Here is a 15,337-nt window from a genome sequence, read left to right as displayed (position 1 = left end):
GAGCAGAAAATCCCGATTGCGGCGTGAAGATGGCATCTCCACTAGAGCAAAGAGACCGCGAAGGGAATGTTTTGCGCGCGGGCGCTCAGGATTCCAGATCGCGATCGGACGTATCGACATTCAGATCGACCGTCATCTCTGCCAGTTCCAGCGGTGTCTCAGGCACTTTGGCGCGGAAAACAAGCTTGCGTGACAGGTTGAAATTGGCCAGCAGCCCCATGAGCGCTCCAGCGGCGAGCGGCACGGCGACATGATGCAGGCAGAACGGAATGGTGAAACACAGCGTGTAGACCGTGCCTCGATTGAGCAGGAATCCGAAGCTGTTGGCCGCAAGAAAGCGGAGCCATTGCAGAATGGGATGATCGCGATGAGCGACGTTCCGAAAGGTCCAGAGCTGGTTCAGCATCCAGTTGATGCTGGCGCAGACGAAATAGGAAATGAGCGTCGCCGCTGTCAGCCCGAGTTCGGGGCGTAGCAGGGTGACGATAAGGATATCCCAGACCAGCCCCATGGCACCGATGATACCAAAGCGCATGAACTGACCGATGAGCTGTCTCGGGGCGCGCGGATAGAAAATCCGTTTCTTCTGCACTGGGAGCCCTGCCTTTCATGCGGGTGGGAGATCTGGCGACACGCTGGTAGGGCCATGATCTGCACGATGCAAGACGCGTTCGTCCGCGACCTTGATCGTGCAGGTCTTTGTCTCAACGTGTCGTGGTGTTTTTCAGTGATTCTTTCCAGCTCCGCCAGCCGAACCAGGCAATGGCGACAAGCCCCGCATAGAGTCCGGCGCTCAGCCAGAGATCGCGCAGGATGAAAAGCCCGACGTAGGCGCTGTCAACCATGATCCAGAGCAGCCAGCAGGCGAGGAAGCGCCTTGCCGTCCAGATTTGCCCGATAATGCTCAGGACGCTCAGCGTGGCATCCGTCATTGGCGCGGCATCGCCCGTCCAGAGCCGCAGGGCCGTACCGAGAGCGACACTGCATACGGCCCCGATCAGCAGATCACGCAGCAACACCAGAGGCGGGGCTGCCTGCACGGTGATTTCCGGGGCTACCTGTCTGAAACGATGCCAGTCGTACCACCCCTTGGCGAGAAAGAGACAGAAGACGATCTGCAAGGCGGAATCGGCATAGAGCCGGGCTTTTGCAAAGACCACCAGATAGAGCAGCGAGGCGAGCAGGGAGCATGGCCAGCCGATGACACGCCGGCGTGCCGTCAGCCAGATTCCTGCCATTGTGATGATCACGGCAAGGGCTTCGAGGGGCGACATCATCAGGGCTTCTTTGCTTCTGAGGCGATCAACCCGAGCACATCCTGTCCATGTGCACCTGAAAACCATGCGGCATGGTCGATGAGATAGGTGTCACGTGTCGTTTCCGCGAGATCCGGCCTCTCAAGCAGGCAGTGATAGTACCAGATTTCTGAAAAGGCGAAGGTTACATGGGCGAGGGGAAGGAAAGCTGCGATCTCTTCGCGCTCTTGTCGGGAGAGAGAACGAACACTGTCATACCCGTCCAGAAACGCGGTGATCTGATCAAGCTCACTGGTGAAATCCGGTGGGCCGCCGTCTGACGCATGGTGCGGTTTCATCCAGCCAATCATGCTGCGTTCGAGAGCGACAGCGATGTCAAAGCCCCGTGTGGTCTTGTCAGCCATACTGAAATCGAACACCGCGCCAGTATTCTCGTGCCCTGCCTCGCCATGCCAGGTCAGGTTCGAGCCGTGCCAGTCACCATGCCCCCATTGCAGGGCAGGGCGTTCCAGAAAAGGCTTGGCACGCTCGAAATGGGGCCGAAGCGCCGCCAGTATGGAGGCCATTCCGCCAAGCGTCTCAATCGCGTCTTGCAGGGGTATGTTGCGGGCAATCCAGCGCTCAAGGCCGATTTCGGGGCCCTGCGTGTCGAGCAGTGGCGTCAGGGATGAGACGAGGGGGCGGTCAGGTCTGGCCGGAGCGTTATAGCTTTGTGCGGCCTGGTGGAACGCAGCGAGGCCACGACCGGCTTCCCATGCCTGATGACGCGACAGATAGGGCTCCCATGAGAGGCGATCGCGATAGAGATCTCTTCCTTCCAGGGCGGGAAAGCATTCGTAGTTCCAGCATCCGAGCGTGAAAACACTGGTTCCATTTTCCGTTGTGAGGGGACGGGCAACCGTCATTCCCTGTTCGGCAAGATGGGCAATCAGCCTGTGCTCTTCAGCCAGAGCCTCGCGATTACGCAGGGCGCTGTGATGTCGTTTGAGAAACCAGGCGCAGCCTGTCTTGTCGCCCAAACGGGAGACAGCCGAGAAGGGGCGGGCACTGTGCCACTCGATTGGCGTGATATCGCGCAGGGCGAAAGCCGCCAGAGCATGGGCGGCTTCATCCTGTGTAATAAGCGGCCAGTCTCGTTCGCTCTCCTTACCCCAGAGCCCGAACTGTCCGGGTGATGTGTCTTCTGACATCAGAACCCGGCAGTGGCCGTAGCCAGCGCCGAAAATCCGCCGCCGATATAATAATCGGGTGATGACCCGGCGATGGTGGTGCCATAGCGACCCATTGTATCGCGGGCATTCAGAGTTGGGTCTGCGACCCCCGAAAGGTAATGCTCATTGGTTATATTGATGAGGTTGAGCCGCAGGGACGGCGCCTTGAAGCGCGCCATATCGGCGAAGCGATAGCCAAGGGCGATATCGCCCGTCGTGTGGTCGCTGATGCGCTCGTCATTGAGGAAGGTCGCATATTGCCTGCCGGTATAATGAACCGAGGCAAAGCCGAAGACATGGCCATCATCATAAGTCAGCCCGGCAGAGGCCTGCAGGCTGGGGCTTCGCACGGCGGTCTTGCCTCGTGTTGGTAGCAGATCGCCATTGCTGGCTATGTCGTTATCGATGGTCGCGTGAAGATATTCGCCTGAGAGATAGGGCGCAAAATGATGCCATGGCTTCAGGCCGAGCTCGACATCAATGCCACGCGAGGTCTGGCCACCGGCATTGATCGTGGAGGAAATCGGCGTGTTGTTGATCTGGATCTGTGTGGCGATCTGACGATTGGTGAAATTATAGTTGAAGAAGGTCAGGCTGCCCGTCACGAGAGGGCCAGTATAGCGGTAACCCAGCTCTTCCGAGATCGAATATTCGTTGCGCAGGTTACTGGCGCCGTTGGTGGTGGCTTCACCGCTGGTCGGGTCATAGACATTGTAGAGCGCTGTAAATGAGGGCGCCCGGAAATTGGTCGTAGCGTTGAAAAAGACCTGATGCTGCGGCGTGATCTGAAAGCGCATGCCAAGGCGCGGCAACGGTACGGCGCTGTTGCTGCCCACGTGATATTGCGGTCCGGGAACAGCATTTGTGCCAGTGCGGCTGACCATGACTTCCTTGAAGCCGAGCTCGACCAGCAGACGATCGGCAAGAAAATTCATTCTGTCGCCAATGAACAGTGCATTGGTCATGCTGATCGTGTGATTATCGCCGGCAAGATACACCCTGCCATTGGCAAGTCTCACGAAATTGCCCGTGCCATTACCCCAGATATTGGCAGAAGCCCCGCTTTCATTGACGGGAGAAAACGATTGCACTTCGTGATCGTCGCCGTAATCGAACCAGTAACCGAAGACCAGTTCGTTCCAGCTTTTCTTCCATGCCAGCTCGGAGGTGAAGCCCGAGCGCGTGCTGCGTTGGGTATAATTGGCGCGCACGATGGCCTGACCGTCCTGCGAGCTGGGCAGAACGAGCGTGTCTGCCAGGGCCTGCGTGCCCGTATAGAGGCCGCTCAAAGGCAGTGTGGAGCCACTCGGAACATTACCATAGGCCCCCTGGGCATAGGGCGTGGCCCGCAAGGTCAGGTGATCTGTCAGGGAAAGGCTGACAGGTGCGCCCATATAGAGCGTGCGCTCGGGCGCGCGCCAGAGGCGTTGGTAGAGCTGGGCTTCATCCGGGTTCTGCGGGTCGTAACCGCTTGCAAGCGCGTTGCCCGAAGACACGCCATATTGCCTGAACTGGTCTTTCGAGACCTGCGGATAATAGCTCGTGACGGTGCTGTTGAAGCTGCCAACCAGCCCGGCATGGGAACGCTCGCCAATGTCGCGCACCAGCTTGAAATCGACATGGTGGCGCATGTCATGGCCGGGGCCGCGCCAGTTTTCTGCGCTGGTATGCGAGTAGGAGACGAACCCGCGCAATCCGGTCTGGCCGATCAGTCCGGTATCGAGCCTGATGAACTCACGATTGCTGTTATAGGAGCCGTAGGACGCAGAAACCGTTCCTCCGGCCTTGCGGGCAGGGTCGCGGAAACTCAGGCTCATCAGCCCGCCCGCTGCATTGAGAACAGGGCTGTCGAGATCGGCTGCGCCCTGGCTCAGGGCAACCTGACGGTAGTTTTCACCATCGGCAAACTGGCTGGGATAGCCCGAATAGAAGGCGAGATCATTGAGCGGCATTCCCTCGAGCACGTAGCCTATAGAATCCGTATTCAGGCCGCGCACCGAAATCGTGGTCTGGGGGGAGAGGCCCATCGCATCAGAGGCGGCGACATTGGCGCCGGGAAGCAGCGAAACAAGCTGATAGGCGGTCGAAATCGGTGCCTGTCTGGCAATGAAGGCGCTGTCGACGCTGCTCACTGACCGAATTTCATGCTGAGGCTTGATGAGCCCTCCACCACGCTCGGCCTCGCGCTTTTCGGGTTCTGTGGCACGAACGACAATATGCTCGGCTTTGCGTGTTTTGGCCGGGTCATCGGCAGCTCGCGCAGAAAATGCTGGCGCTGCACACAGGGCCGAAACGGTGGAGAGAAGCCAGATCCGTTTGACCGACCTGCGCGGGATTGTCAGTGCGTATGCCAATATCATGATCCAGCTGTGAAAAGGCGTGAGGGCACGGCCCTGCCTGAGAGCAGTTCTCATATCCTCGTTACAAGAACAATGAATTTCCCTTTCTTTTCCCGGAAAAGCCGTGAATTCCGCGTTCGGTGATGGGCCGTTCATCCGTCGTAAAAGACCTGTGTAGAGTGAAGAATGCCGGTGAAGGCCACGATGCGATTGTATCGTATGATCTGATCAGCTTGTCTGCGGTTTGCAGCCACGTCTTTTGAGGATAGTAAGCCCGGCAAGGCTCGGATGTCTGGCGTTTCGTGACAACGGAGCTGAACGGGAAGTTCCGATGTCTGGCGGGTAGGCGAGGCGAGCCGCGTGAGTGGCGATCTGCCTCAAGGTGATGGAGGGTTTGATGGCACTGGATCTCAATGTTGCGCCGCATGTTGGCGGGTGGATCATCAAAGCCAGCGACGACCCCAAGCCACGTCGTATCAACGACAACGATATCTCATATCTCAATGAGCTGGTGCGCAGTCAGTCCGGCGTTTCCCGTGAGGCTGCTCTGGAAGCCTTGGGCAAGGCATTGGCTGGCTGGATCGTGCAGCGTGCGAAGGGCGAAAAGCCCTCGATGCTGAGCGAACCGGATTTCAGCGTCCTTCTGGACTTCTTGCCGCCTGCAGACCTCTCCATGACGGTGCCCGAGACTGTTCCCGAGCCCGTGGCAGTCGAAATGACGGTGGTGGGGCCGGAGAATGCGAAAGAAACCGTGCCGCCTGCAAGGGTAAGCGCCCCCGAACTGACCTACCCACCGCAGATGGACATGGCCCTTTTCCATCTCAGGCACGGCGTCTAGGCATTCAGGCTTGCGTCAGCACGCGTTCTGACAAAGGGGCTGCGTCACTTTGCGGGCAGGTTCGATGGCTGGCGGCGCATTGAGACGACCAGGCCAAGCCCGATCAGGGCGCAGGCGGTGCCCATGATGAAGATCGATTTATAGCCCAGATAGTCGGAGAGGGTGCCTGCTATCGGGCCGCTGACGGCATAAGAGAGATCCTGAAAGGCCGCAAAACCGCCAAGTGCCGTGGCGCGTATGGAGGCAGGTACACGCTTGACGACCTCAACGCCCATCGAGGGGTAGATCAGCGAGCATCCGGCGCCTGTCAGCACGGCGCCCACGAGCGCCAGAACGGGAAAGGGGGCGAGAGCAATGCAGGCCTGGCCGACCGCCTCGATGCCCAGAGAAAGCATCGCGACGTGTATTCCGCCCAGACGCTCGGGCAGATGACCGCAGAACACGCGGCCTGCCACGAAGGCAAGACCGAAACAGGTCAGGCCCAGACTGCCATAGCGCCAGTGTTCGGCAAGAAAATAGACCGAGAGAAACGCACCAAGTATGGCAAACCCGACACCCTGTAACGCGACGACCGTGCCGTAGGGGCGGATAATGCCCAGAACCGGCCAGAAGGATTCACGCTCTCCTGCAAGGATCGGTGCCGCAGGAACGCGCTGGACTATACCCAGACCGATCAGGGGAAGCGCGACGCAGACCGCCATGAGTGCGGAAAAACCTGCAAGATGATAGATTTCCAGCCCCAGCGGGCCGCCAAAGGCAAAAGCCCCATACATCGCAGCTCCCGTCCAGGTGAGCACCTTGCCAGCCCCGCTGGGTCCGGTCAGGCCGATGCCCCAGCCATGCATGCCGACAAGCGTATAGCTCTCTCCAACACCGAGCAGAAGGCGTCCCGCGATCAGCAGGGCCAGAGAGGCGCCTCTCGGCAGCAGATCGAGAGCCGAGGTGAGGCAGATTGCACTGGCCGCCATATAGAGAACGAGACCCAGACGCATGGCGCTGCGCCCACCCTTGCGATCGGCAAATCCGCCAGCGAGCGTTCGGGTAAGAATGGTCGAGACGAAGGCGCAGCCAACGGCTATGCCCGCAATGCCGTTGCCATAACCCGGCCAGGAAGTGACGAAGGGGGGAATGACCGCAAGCGGCATGGCGACAGCCATGTACGACAGAACAAGCGCTGCAGTCAGAAAGGGCAGATGGCTGAAAACCCGGTTCGTCTCGGTCATGAAATTCCACCCGATATGCCGTGCGCGGACAGGCTTCACCAGCAAGAGAGAAAGAGCCCGGCACGCTACCCTCGGGGAGCGGCGGGCTCAAATAACGCTGCGGTGACGAACCTGTGGCATCGTCCCGACCTCAACGCCGGGTGGATTATGCAGGGAACCTTGGTGTCAGGCCTTGAGGCGTCTTTCACAGCGACGTGCGATACGGGCAAGGGCGGCATCCCGACCGTGGCAGGCGGTCAGCATGAGCCCGGCAGCCAAGCCCTTCCAGTAAAATGGAAGACTGAACGAGCAGCCATCGAGCAGATTGGCCAGTGAGGGGTTGCGCAGGATGAGGCGGTTGAGCCGTCCGTAAGCCGCCGCATCGCTGCAAGAATCGATCAGGGGCGGCAGAATGGGGGAGGTCGGGCAGATAAGGGCATCGAACTCGCTCATATCTGCATTGAAGCGCGCGCAGAGCTTCTGTCGTTCGATATAGAGCTGCCGCAGCGTCTGGACGGTGGTGTTTTCTCCTGCCGCGATACGCTCGCTGACACGCGGGTCGAAGCTTTCGGGGTGATGGATCAGGTCGTCGTGGAAATAATGATAGGCCTCTGCGGCGACAATCTGCCCCTGGAGATTCAGGTCTGCTATGTCCTGAAGGATTGGCAGTGGCTGACGCACGATCTCGATACCGCCTGCCTCTAGATGCTTCATCACGGTTTCGAAAACCGCGAGAACCTGTGAATCGCCATCGTTGCGAACGAACGATGTCGGCAGCAGAAGGCGGATCGGGCCTTCTTCAGCCTCGACGGGTGCCCAGTTTTCGGTGCGTCTTGCCATGATATGATCGAGCAGGGCGCAGTCATCGACGGTCTGCGCGATACTGCCCACGCTATCGAAGCTGGGTGAGAGCGGAATCATGCCTTTGCGGCTGATATGGCCTGCCGTGGGTTTGAAACCGGTCAGGGCGTTCATAGCGGCAGGTATGCGACATGACCCGCCCGTATCGGAACCGATCGAGGCGAGGGCGGCGCCGGTCGCGACGGAAACGGCCCCCCCGGAGCTCGACCCGCCGGGTATGGCGCGGCCTTCTTCCACAAGGGTGTTCCAGGGCTGCGGGTAATGCGGGTTGAGACCCAGACCCGAATAGGCGAATTCGGTCATCTGCGTACGGCCGAGCAGAATGAACCCGGCTGCGCGCAGCGGGATGATGGCATCGGCATCGCTGAGAGCGGCAGGGCGATCAGACAGAATGGTCGAGCCGGCGCGTGTGACCTGGCCCTGTATGTCGAAAAGATCCTTGATCGAGATGGGTAATCCGGTCCAGGGCGAGGCTTCATAGCCCTTGGCGCGTATGCGATCGGCCGCATCGGCATATTGTCTGGCCCGGTCGGCGGAGAAGTCGCCTGTATAGGCGGCACGGGCGTTTTCGCAGGTCTCGATCTTTTCGAGGCAGTGCTCGACGAGAGCCCGGCTGGTGATTTCTCCATTTGTAAGGCGCATGGCCGCACTGACCAGCGTGTCACGATAGGGGGTGTGGGTCGGGCGTATCGTTGGACTGCTCATTGGCTGCGCCTTCTTCTTGTTGAGAGATGTGGCTTTGCTGTCGGGTTTATTCCGCGAATTGCTCCGCTATAATTCTTTCTGAAAGCCCGTGGTCGGGGTCGAACAGGATCGTTGCCGTAATCGAGCGGTCTTCGCTGACGATGACCTCTGCAATGTCGCGTACTTCGAGGAAGTCAGCCACGGCGGCGCAGGGGCGTTTTTCCTGCTCGAGCAGGGTGAAACGCACGATTGCGTTGGAAGGCAGAAGGGCGCCGCGCCAGCGTCGCGGCCGGAAAGCCGAAATGGGTGTCAGAGGCAGAAGGTTGGCTGTCAGAGGGACAATTGGCCCGTGGGCTGACAGGTTATAGGCAGTCGACCCTGCCGGTGTTGCGACGATGACCCCGTCACAGATCAGTTCCGGCAGGCGCACGCGCTGATCGACCTCAATGCGGATCTTGACCGCCTGACGCGTCTGGCGGAACAGGAACACGTCATTGAAGGCGATACCTTCATGGCGTGTGCCGTCGCGCCCCACGGCCTTCATACGCAGAGGATGCAGTTCCGACGCCTGTGCGCGTGTGAGCCTGGTGACCAGATCTTCATCTGACACCGTGTTGAGAAGAAAGCCGACAGAGCCGCAATTGAGCCCGTAAGCCGGTATCCCGTGTTCGGCGACCTTGTGCAGCACTTCGAGCAGAAAGCCATCCCCCCCCAGACAGACCACGACTTCAGCCTCATCGAGGAGGGCATCGCCATAACTCTCGACCAGCTTTGCCCGCGCCTTCTGGGCGATTTCGGTGGGCGACGCGAGGAAGGCGATGCGTTCGGGAGGCCGGGAGAAGCGAGCCGAAGGCGCTGGGGGGATGCTCATATCGGGGCGCCGACCTCAAGGAACGGAGCCGGATCGGTAAAAGCAGGAAACACCGGGGAATTCACCTGTTCGCACACCTGAACTGGAATTAATCGGACTACCCTACCGGCGAGGCTCAATCCTCGCAACCATGCATCTTGCCTGACAATGTTGGGCTCTGATCGCCACTTTGCGTCTTGGTAAAACAGAACGGAAGCCTATACTTCCTTTTTTGGGGAAAGACTTCGATCATGACTGAAATCGACAACCAGGCTGAGTTCAAGCCCTGTCATTTTGCCGTGTTGACCATCTCCGATACGCGCACGCCGGAGACCGATCGTTCTGGCTCGCTTCTCGCTGAGCGCATCGAAAAAGCCGGGCATCATCTCGCGGCGCGCGACCTCGTGCCGGACACGCTGGGGGAAATCGTCGAGCGCCTGCGTCTGTGGATCGACCGGGATGACATCGACGCAATCATCACGACGGGCGGCACCGGCATTACGGCCAGAGACGTGACGCCAGAGGCTTTTTTCAGGGTGATCGAAAAGGAAATTCCTGGGTTTGGCGAGCTTTTCCGATGGTTGTCCTATGCCAAGATCGGCACCTCGACCATCCAGTCGAGAGCTCTGGGCGGCCTCGCAAAAGGCAAGTTTCTTTTCGCGCTGCCCGGTTCGACCGGGGCGGTTGCCGATGGCTGGGATTCCATCCTCTGCCAGCAATTCGACAGCCGTCACCGCCCATGCAACTTCGTCGATCTGATGCCGAGATTGAGCCGGGGCTAGGCATTCTTACGGATCGAGAGCCGGAACGGGGCCAGCTCATGCCTGTTTCCGTCGCCTTCAGGGAGCGGGGTATTGTTTTTTGCGCGGCCTCGTTGTGAGGCCGAACTGCTTTTTCAGCAGCTCACGATAGGAGCGTTGATCTCTCATTAAATCGAGGGGACGTCCCAGACGCTTGCTGATCAGGTCATGCATCATGGCAATTTCTCCCAGATGAGACTTCTGATCGAGCGACCCGGTTACCGAGCGATCATGGCGTCGGTGAATGTTGAGAGGTTCGGCAAGATAGGCCACCTGACTGCCTGGGCGCATCAGTAATTCGATATAGAGACGCCAGTCACCTGCCAGGCGGATCTGGGCAAGGTCAGCGCGACAGGATTCCATTGCCGCACTCAGGGCACGACGACGGAACAGGGCGGAGCTGACATTGAGAACCAGATTGCATTTGCCCAAATATTCGCGGGTGAAGCTTTCACCGTCGATCAGCATGTTCCGCTCGAGCCGATGGCCGACATGGCTGCGGTAATAGGTCTGATAATCGGCCGAGATCTCCGCGCCGGTTTCGTCGATGACGCGACTGTCGCAGAAGGCCATCACCGCGTCGGGCGACTGGCTGATCATGTTGCTCAGGGCGGAGAGAAATCCTGGCTCAGAAAGATCATCGGCTTCGGCAATCCATATCCAGTCACCGGTTGCAAGGTCGACTGCCTTACGCCACTGGGCAAACACTGAACCACTTCGTCTGGTTCCTGCGACTAGCTTGATCGTGCGCCCGAATGACGCGGCGATACGCTCCGACAACTCGGCGCTCCCGTCGTTTGAGGCATCATCGAGAACGATGATCTCCGTGATCGGGCAATCCTGGGCAAAGATTGTTGCCAGACGCGCTGCCAGGTAGTGAGCGTAATTATACGAAAGGACCACGACCGAAATGCTGGGCAGGTCTGGCATGGCGAGTGCAGCAAGGCGCGCAACATAGGGACCGAATGCGAAACGTTCTGCAAGCTCGGCGCCGCGCTTGATCCGGTATGCGAGGCTGTTGGATCGATCATGCGTCTGACGCAGAATGACTGCGCCGATGGCAGGCAAATCTCCAGGTTCGATGATGTGATTGCGTGTGTCGCCCTCCTGCTCGAGCTCTGACAGGAGGTCTGGGATCATGCCATTTCTGGCGAACGCAACACAAGGCAAGCCTGAAGCAAGAGCTTCGAGCGCTACGGAGGGATACGGATCCTCTCGCGACATGAGGAGAAACAGGTCCGATGCCGACAAGAAGGGGTTTACGTCTTCTACCCGACCCGGCAGGTGGAAGCGCCGTGTTGTCAACGCGCCCTCGATATCGGTCTGCAGGCTGCGCTTCATTTGCTCGTCGAGGTTGCCAACCCAAAGGAAGTGAAGCGGGCGTGGTTTCTGGTCGGGGGCGGCATGGTACTCGGAGCCTGTGAAGCTCGAGCTTTGGAGCATCTGCCAAAGCTGCAGGAACAGGTCGAAGCCTTTGCGGGCGTCTCCATATCCGATGCCGATCACCAGCAGCGCGTCTGGGTCGATACCATATGCTAGTCGCGCGCGTTTCCTGTCGTTGCCGGAAAATGCAATCTGATTGTAGAGCCCTTGAGGAGCGATGATTGCTTCGGGGCAAAGTCGCGTCAGTTGGGCACCAGGCACAATCACAGCACGTGCCTGTTTGCGTGCGAGAGTGAGCGCCTCTTCAAGACGATGCTGGCGAAGCATGCCCGGCAATTCATGAATGAGCAGGATAAAAGGAAGCTCGGCATGACCAAGATCGGGGGCAAGTCTTGCCGAGACCGCGCTATTCATGATGGCTGAGGCAAACCCTTCTGCCTTGAGCGACTGGAGGCGCTCGATGCAGGACGATGTGCCTGGATTGAGAATCTCGACATTCGCCACCTGTCGATAGCGCGAGAGCAGATCGCCTCCACCGAGAAGAACGAACGTGATCTCAATACCATGATGGCGCTTCAATGCTGTGCCGAGCGCGAGGAGAAGCATCTGGGCGCCGGCAGGAAAGGCATCGTGACCGATCAACAGGAGACGATGTGCACCAAGTCTGCTCTGGAATCCGGTCACGGCCCGTGCGGTCGCATTCAGATAGGCTGAACCGAAGTGGATATCCGGTTCCAGATAGGCACCTTCCGCCCACTCATTCCAAGCATTTATGCAAAGAAAGGGCTCCCCCATGAACGGGTTCTGTAGTGCCTTGGAGATGCTTTCTTTAAGCCAGTGCTCATATAGTCTCGGTGTGGAGCCATGCAGGACGAGGCCCGCTCCCTGGCGTCTCGGGTCATTGTCCCAAGACGGGGCTAGGGTACGGATCAGCGGAAAGTCAGGGGCAGGGTCCGCTAGAGCATTTTCGACGAGTTCGCCATAATCATAGATCCGGGCCGTCATATCCTCATCGAGAATTTGCACCTTGTCTTCGATAGGGGTGCAGCTGACCGATAATTTATGCGGGGGGAACTCAATAGCACCGTCCATTCCGAAAGGACGTGGATCGTTGTCGTCAAAGGCTTGCGCCATGATGAAGATTGGGTCGATGTATTCCTGTTCCCGGAACAGGGCGCGCCATTTTGCAATGCGTCTTGCCGCATCCGGTATGGCGCCAGGCCGGTACAGCATGAAAAGGGGACGCTCGCCAATGCGGATATAGCGTGGATCTCTCATGTGGCGACCAAAATCGGCAATCAGCGCCTCATCATCTTCCGCCCGATAGTCTTGGGAAATCAGAACATCGCTGTCACCGCCATCCCATCGGCGGCTCCAGTTCTCGTTCGCCCACATCAGACAGAAAGGCAGGTCGATTTCGGGGGCCTGAAGCAGCATCTCCATAGGGCGGTCGAGCAGGCGACACCCATTGAACCAAGAATAATAAGTGCTGATTTCATTGAGATTTTTTCCGGTTGGTTCCGCTACGTTCTTCTGTCTACGGATACGGCTTGGAAAACTTTCTTCTTGTACTGCCCAGCCGGATCGTGCGATTCTGTGAGGGCTGCGGCGGCGTGGATGGACACGCGGGAGAGGGCTCTCCCTTAGCGAGATCATGCGGCTCACCAGCCCAGAGCAAGCGTGTCAGACGGTTAATCGGTGGAAAGGCCCCATCGGCGCGTGAGTGTCCGTCAGCGACAGCCGGTATCAATCCCGGCCCGCAGCACTCATCAAGTGGTGTTGATAGGCAGGGGCGGCTTTCGGGCCGCCCTTTGCTTGTGGGCTGATGTCGTCAATGCCGCTTGATGGCGGTATGGACGGCCAGACTGTCGGCAACCAGGCTGCGAGCAGCATGCAATTCAGATCACGCGGGCCTCCGTAATGTTGGAGATAGGACCGCGTGGAACATTAATTACCGCAATGGCATGTCGCGGTTTTAGAGGAATGATATCGACTACGCTGAGCGTCGACATCTCAGGCAGGCGTTGAAATTGCCAAACAGGCCAAACCATGCCACCACAATCACCGCCTCCCCGTATGTGATGGAACAATGTCAAAAAATTCAAATACTACTCTAGCCAAGCGTGATCTTTTGGCTCTCAGGATGCGCCGCGATGAGGATTTGTTTGTCACCATACGGCTCCTTATACGCTGTATCGCAGTCGCTTTCTCAGTCTGGGCGGTTGCTTATTACGTCTCGAAAGCCTTCGGACAAACAACGTCTGTTCAGGTTAACGGGGTTGTTAAAGTGCTAGGAGATCTTAGATTTGCTGCTACGGTGACGCTTGCGGGAGCAGCGTCTATCTGGGCGCTAGTCGAACGTGCTGGGCGCAAGCGCGTTGTGAGAAAGTTCGCGCCTTACAAGCGAGAGTATGAAGAACGTTCAGATCCCCATCGGACGACATCTAAAATTAACTCTGATGGTACTACGGCGAAGAGGGACATCAAACGATGAACGAATATCTAGATGCGGCGGAGACAATTCTGGCGATCTCGGGTGCGGTCGCGATAGTTTATGGGCCGCTTCAAACTGCTCTCGCAGACTATCTTAGGCAAAGGCACTTCGAAAAACGCGACGATCTCTTCGATTTAGCAAAGAGTGGCGCTATATCCTTCGATGACCCTATCTATAAGTTATGCCGCGAAAAGTTAAATACTAGCATCCAATATGCTCACGTAATGACCTTGATGCGGATAATATGGATGTCTCAATCCTTGAATCGTCATGGCATCAAGGCAAAAAGCATCAACTTCCACGATGTCAGAGATGTTGGGACTAGAGAGAAATTAGAGTCGATCATGCGTAGCGCTAATCTCAATACGGTTATCGTGAGTGTTGCCAGATCTCCTATAATATTAATGATCGGACTATCTATTGTTTTGCCGAAAGTTATAGCGAAGGCAACGCGTGGATGGATGGCGAATGCTTCCACAGGAATTTTTTCTCTAATGAAGAATATTTTCTGGCAAAAAGCGATCTATGCTGTGGAAGAAAGTATAGATCGAGAAATGGACGCTGCGATGTGCTGATGTAAGTTGATGATCTTTCTGATGAAGTGAATCTGGGCTTGAGGCATTCCGCCTGACCACGAAGTTGCAGCAATGCAACAACCTTGTTGAAGGCGTTATCACAATTTCGCAATCACTGTGTAAGATCTGTCATAAAATCGTCCATTCTCAACTGCTCTCGAAGCTACCCATTGCCCATGGGAGCTTTGGATCCGCATGTCGATCTCGCTCGACTACCGCGGCAAGCTAAGGCGCGTGAACGCGAAGATGACCGGGGCGGAGATGGGTGCGCTGGCCCAGAAGATCACCGAGCAGTTGAAGCGGTCGAACCTTTGGCCGCATAAGGGGCCGGGAGCGCCTGCGCATCAGGCGCCGGATTATTCGGTGGCATGGCGGGGGCAGGAGAAAGATAAAGTTTCTCATGTAGAGCAACGTTGCGAGCTATTTAACTGATTATTAATATATCTTTCGTTACGCTCGAATGTAACAACCTGTGTCAGGCTGAGCAGGAGCTTTCGGGCCTCCTCCGCAGCGTTAGACTTTCTGTGGAATAAAAGCGGAGGTGTTAAGAAACGACATGCTGGAATACAAAAATATTTATCGATTGGGCGCAGTTTTCTTGAGCTTACCAACCTTAGTTGCATGTTCTCCCAATCATAAGACTGAATTGCGCAGTTCATCTGAGTTGCCGATCCAAGCAGCGGCAAACGACTGCGCAAATAAACTTATGGCTATTGGACATACTCAGATCGGCAAGACAAGCCTTTACGGGACGCCGTACACGATCAACGAGCAATCGGCAGATTATAAAAGAGGTGGACCCCATTTTTTAGACAGGGGCGTAAGCTATAGACCGGCCTGAGAG

General features: G+C 57.5%; 12 protein-coding genes. 4 read left to right on the top strand and 8 right to left on the bottom strand.

Going from position 1 to position 15,337, the window contains the following annotated elements:
- Positions 1 to 85: 85 nt before the first annotated feature.
- The 4 genes from AA105894_RS00060 to AA105894_RS00045 form a co-directional block, all read right to left on the bottom strand.
- A complete protein-coding gene (locus AA105894_RS00060) occupies positions 86 to 592 on the bottom strand; it encodes a GtrA family protein (RefSeq protein WP_229719782.1) in 507 nt (168 codons plus the stop codon).
- Positions 593 to 704: 112 nt separating this feature from the next.
- Positions 705 to 1,277, bottom strand: coding sequence for a nicotinamide riboside transporter PnuC (gene pnuC, locus AA105894_RS00055; RefSeq protein ID WP_267309971.1), 573 nt, complete (start codon positions 1,275 to 1,277; stop codon positions 705 to 707).
- Positions 1,277 to 2,446, bottom strand: coding sequence for a phosphotransferase enzyme family protein (locus tag AA105894_RS00050; RefSeq protein ID WP_267309970.1), 1,170 nt, complete (start codon positions 2,444 to 2,446; stop codon positions 1,277 to 1,279). Before AA105894_RS00050 ends, pnuC begins: the two co-directional genes overlap by 1 nt.
- Positions 2,446 to 4,779, bottom strand: a complete 2,334-nt coding sequence (locus AA105894_RS00045) for a TonB-dependent receptor (RefSeq protein WP_373316700.1) — start codon at positions 4,777 to 4,779, stop codon at positions 2,446 to 2,448. Before AA105894_RS00045 ends, AA105894_RS00050 begins: the two co-directional genes overlap by 1 nt.
- Positions 4,780 to 5,203: 424 nt before the next feature.
- On the opposite strand from AA105894_RS00045, the gene AA105894_RS00040 reads away from it, so the two are divergent.
- A complete protein-coding gene (locus tag AA105894_RS00040; protein WP_267309968.1) occupies positions 5,204 to 5,644 on the top strand; it encodes a hypothetical protein in 441 nt (146 codons plus the stop codon).
- Positions 5,645 to 5,688: 44 nt separating this feature from the next.
- Here AA105894_RS00040 and AA105894_RS00035 read toward each other — a convergent pair whose 3' ends face one another.
- The 3 genes from AA105894_RS00035 to AA105894_RS00025 form a co-directional block, all read right to left on the bottom strand.
- A complete protein-coding gene (locus tag AA105894_RS00035) occupies positions 5,689 to 6,867 on the bottom strand; it encodes an arabinose transporter (protein ID WP_267309967.1) in 1,179 nt (392 codons plus the stop codon).
- 165 nt (positions 6,868 to 7,032) lie between these two features.
- The gene (locus AA105894_RS00030; protein WP_267309966.1) at positions 7,033 to 8,412 is read right to left on the bottom strand and encodes an amidase; all 1,380 of its coding nucleotides are present in this window, start codon (positions 8,410 to 8,412) and stop codon (positions 7,033 to 7,035) included.
- 46 nt (positions 8,413 to 8,458) lie between these two features.
- Positions 8,459 to 9,262 (bottom strand): NAD kinase, encoded by an 804-nt coding sequence (locus AA105894_RS00025; RefSeq protein WP_267309965.1) that lies wholly within the window; start codon positions 9,260 to 9,262, stop codon positions 8,459 to 8,461.
- A 230-nt stretch (positions 9,263 to 9,492) separates the two neighbouring features.
- Between AA105894_RS00025 and moaB the strand changes: the two genes are divergently transcribed.
- Positions 9,493 to 10,023: a molybdenum cofactor biosynthesis protein B gene (moaB, locus tag AA105894_RS00020; protein ID WP_267309964.1), complete on the top strand. Its 531-nt coding sequence runs from the start codon at positions 9,493 to 9,495 to the stop codon at positions 10,021 to 10,023.
- 57 nt (positions 10,024 to 10,080) lie between these two features.
- Here the strand turns inward: moaB and AA105894_RS00015 are convergent, their stop codons facing one another.
- Positions 10,081 to 13,080, bottom strand: coding sequence for a glycoside hydrolase family 99-like domain-containing protein (locus AA105894_RS00015; RefSeq protein WP_267309963.1), 3,000 nt, complete (start codon positions 13,078 to 13,080; stop codon positions 10,081 to 10,083).
- Positions 13,081 to 13,914: 834 nt separating this feature from the next.
- Between AA105894_RS00015 and AA105894_RS00010 the strand changes: the two genes are divergently transcribed.
- Both AA105894_RS00010 and AA105894_RS00005 read left to right on the top strand, forming a co-directional pair.
- Positions 13,915 to 14,493, top strand: a complete 579-nt coding sequence (locus AA105894_RS00010) for a hypothetical protein (protein ID WP_267309962.1) — start codon at positions 13,915 to 13,917, stop codon at positions 14,491 to 14,493.
- A 195-nt stretch (positions 14,494 to 14,688) separates the two neighbouring features.
- On the top strand, positions 14,689 to 14,925 hold the full coding sequence (locus AA105894_RS00005) for a hypothetical protein (RefSeq protein ID WP_267309961.1): 237 nt from the start codon (positions 14,689 to 14,691) through the stop codon (positions 14,923 to 14,925).
- Positions 14,926 to 15,337 lie beyond the last annotated feature (412 nt).

The organism is Asaia spathodeae NBRC 105894, assembly GCF_025994195.1.
GTDB classification, from domain to species: domain Bacteria; phylum Pseudomonadota; class Alphaproteobacteria; order Acetobacterales; family Acetobacteraceae; genus Asaia; species Asaia siamensis.
The sequence above is the reverse complement of the archived record's forward strand: the minus strand, read 5'-3'. Positions and strand labels throughout refer to the sequence as shown.